The organism is uncultured Paraglaciecola sp., assembly GCF_913058035.1.
Taxonomy (GTDB): domain Bacteria; phylum Pseudomonadota; class Gammaproteobacteria; order Enterobacterales; family Alteromonadaceae; genus Paraglaciecola.
Map to the genome: position 1 here is coordinate 1 of NZ_CAJXPA010000315.1, position 3,005 is coordinate 3,005.

Here is a 3,005-nt window from a genome sequence, read left to right on the forward strand (position 1 = left end):
GCACCCTAGATTTGTCGACCTGTTCGCGTAAATATCATAGAGCCTGAGTTTGCTACTCAATTAGAGCTCGTACATAAGTACGCATTTATTTCTTTGCCTAACATCATTTTTGTTGTTGACACGGGGGAGTCCACATAAGTTAAGCTACTTTTTGTAATTCATGGTTTTGTTGTTCAAAGTTATTAGGACTTTGGTAATCCAAGTACGAATGAATTCTATGGCTGTTGTACCACATGGTCATGTAATTCAAGATATCTTGTTGGGCGCTAAATCGTGTGGAGTAATTGCGCCAATGGACCCGCTCTTGTTTTAGACTTCCAAAGAAACTTTCTGCTACAGCGTTGTCCCAACAACATCCTTTTTTACTCATGCTACCTACAAAACCATGTGTCTTGATAAGGCGACGATAAGCTTTGCTGGCATATTGTACACCTTGGTCTGAATGCACAATCAATCCTGCTTTGGGTTGTCGTTGCCATATCGCCATGGTGAATGCGTCACACACTAAGCTGGCCTTCATTCTTGAACTCATACTCCAACCCACGACTTTGCGTGAATATAAATCAATCACCACCGCTAAATACAACCAGCCTTCTGATGTCCAAACGTAGGTGATATCTTGCACCCACCCTAGGTCATGCTGCTGTGCTATGAAGTCTTGCTTTAGCTCATTGTCATAAATGGGCTTCTTATGGTCGCTGTTGGTGGTGGCTTTATATTTCTTTTTATACCGCACCCACACGCCTGCTTCTTTCATCAATTTAGCTGTTTTCCTGCGACTCACTGGAAAGCTCAGCGTATTCAATACTTTTTGAATGCGTCGTTCTCCGTAGGTATTATCGCTGAACTTGGCGATATCTTTTACCCATTCCAGCATCTCTTGATGCGTTAGGTCATCAGGTTTATCCGTTTGACGCTTCTGATAACTGTAATAATTATTAGTTTGTACACCGAGCAGCCTGCACATTAAGCGCACAGGCCAGGTCTTCTTATATCGGGTAATAAACGAATACTTCACTTCGTTTCTTTGGCAAAGAAGACCGTCGCTTTTTTTAATATCTCACGCTCCATTTCGAGACGCTTGACTTGCCCCTTCAAACTGCGAATTTCAGCTTGCTCAGGTGTCAGGGTGCCATTACCTCGAAAAGCATGACCGTCATCATCTTCGGCCTCTTTGAGCCAACGACCGAGTATCTGAGGACTGAGGCCTAAATTCCTAGCCGCCTCTACTCGACTGTATTTTTGCTCTACCACCAATGCGATGGCATCCAATTTAAATTCTTTTGAGTATTTCTTACGTGCTGTCATTATCTATCTACAGTTAAGGCTATTATGTCTTAACTAGGAGGGGCGTATCTATTCAACCACGTCACCCCTTTACGAACAATCAAGGGAAAACGATATTCGCATGATAAAAGTACATCAAAAAATATCGGGCTGTTTCAGAAGTCAAAACGGTACGGATATGTTTTGTCTGCTTCGCAGTTACATCTCCAGTTGTTGCAAGCAAGATGTTTCAGCAAGTGATGCGCTACGAGTAATGTTTAAGAGCAAGCTTCCTGTCATTTTTTCTTTTGAGTGACCTGAGTCGTTACAAAGTTTCTACAAATAAGCTCCAATATATTACAATTTCTAGGTGATATTATACTTTGGTTTTAGTTTTATCTGTGACTAACCAACCTAGGTATGATTTCAATTTTTCTATAGCTTCAGAAATGTAGCTAGCAATAGTAACTTTTTCTTCTGAAGCAAGTATTGAAGTAATACCAAACTGTGAAAGTAAACTTGATTTTAACGGCAATCCTTGTTGACCACCGGTTTTCCCTGAGTGATTTTCCCCCGTGTTAACTACCCAACAAATAGCCTTTGATGGGATAGGCTTGAACTGCCAGCCAAATTTTCTGATGTATGCCAATTGATATCTATGATTTCCCAATATATTCAGAAGTGGAAACCTTTCAATGCCAGCGATCATTTCCTCTTTAGATGAATTTTCATTGAGTTGATTATCGAAACTTACCATTTCAAGTAGTTTTTTATAATCATAAATAAATGTGCTACCACAATAGCGGCACAAACCATATTTGCGAATCGATTTTTTGTCTCCTAAGTTTACTAAATACCCACCGTTTGCATACCAAAAATCTGTATTTGGTGTGGCGGCGACATGATCAACAATTTTATTATGGACCCAGTCATCCGCATCAATAATAAATATTTTAGATGGGGAGTATCTTTTCAAGAATAGCAAACCTGCAGCTATTTTAGTGCCTTTATCTATCAGAAATGAGTCAAAAGAAAGCTGGTTTGCTTTACCTAAGCCCGGGGGGGGGAAGTCGACTATGTGAAATATCACTTTGCTTTCATCAACACTTATCTTGGGCTTTTTGTTGCAGACTATAAGAAATTTATATGCAACAGATGTTTGCTGAGAACATACAGATTCAATAGTAATAGAAAGTAAATCAATAACTCGCTGATAATCTTTAGCGTTATCAGGGTGTCTTAGGGTGGTGACAAAAAAAAACATATTATTGTCTCGAACTTTTCAAAAATAATGAGAATTCAACTTGACATGCAGATAAGCTTTTTGGCGCTTTTCAATCAAGCTATGTATTGGCTCTAGAGTCATTATTTACAACGTCTATCTTATCCTAATCGTTATTATATATTTGAACCAGCAGGAATTTAATATACCACTTCATACGGCCCGATATTCTACTTAATAAGTTTAAGTAAGCCGGTGCGTTTTTTCCTATTGTATTTGATTAAGCGCTTAATTGTGAATTTTAAAGACTCAGTAATATTCATTTTAGCCAAAGACAACATATCTACGTATGTAAATTTCACATTGTTAATGTCTATATTTTTGAGACTGGAATAACAAGGATGAAAAATCATATTTTTATTCTCAACTAAGTTTTTCTTAATAACTTCATTAGAAATACCCCCAGAAGCAGTATAAACCTGACTCTAATACACACCAAACCCTGCCAATGAAGATG

At 38.4% G+C, this 3,005-nt stretch carries 2 protein-coding genes and 1 pseudogene; 1 reads left to right on the forward strand and 2 read right to left on the reverse strand.

Going from position 1 to position 3,005, the window contains the following annotated elements; genetic code table 11:
- Positions 1–139: 139 nt before the first annotated feature.
- A protein-coding gene (locus QZ562_RS20720; protein WP_293764561.1) for an IS3 family transposase occupies positions 140–1,308 on the reverse strand; the annotation gives its coding sequence in 2 pieces (ribosomal slippage) (positions 140–1,059 and positions 1,059–1,308; 1,170 coding nt in all).
- Between the two features lie 85 nt (positions 1,309–1,393).
- Here QZ562_RS20720 and QZ562_RS20725 point away from each other — a divergent pair.
- Positions 1,394–1,582 (forward strand): annotated as a pseudogene (locus tag QZ562_RS20725) (IS66 family transposase); the annotation flags it as partial.
- A 60-nt stretch (positions 1,583–1,642) separates the two neighbouring features.
- Here the strand turns inward: QZ562_RS20725 and QZ562_RS20730 are convergent.
- The gene (locus tag QZ562_RS20730) at positions 1,643–2,530 is read right to left on the reverse strand and encodes a glycosyltransferase family A protein (protein WP_293764563.1); all 888 of its coding nucleotides are present in this window, start codon (positions 2,528–2,530) and stop codon (positions 1,643–1,645) included.
- Between the last annotated feature and the right edge of the window lie 475 nt (positions 2,531–3,005).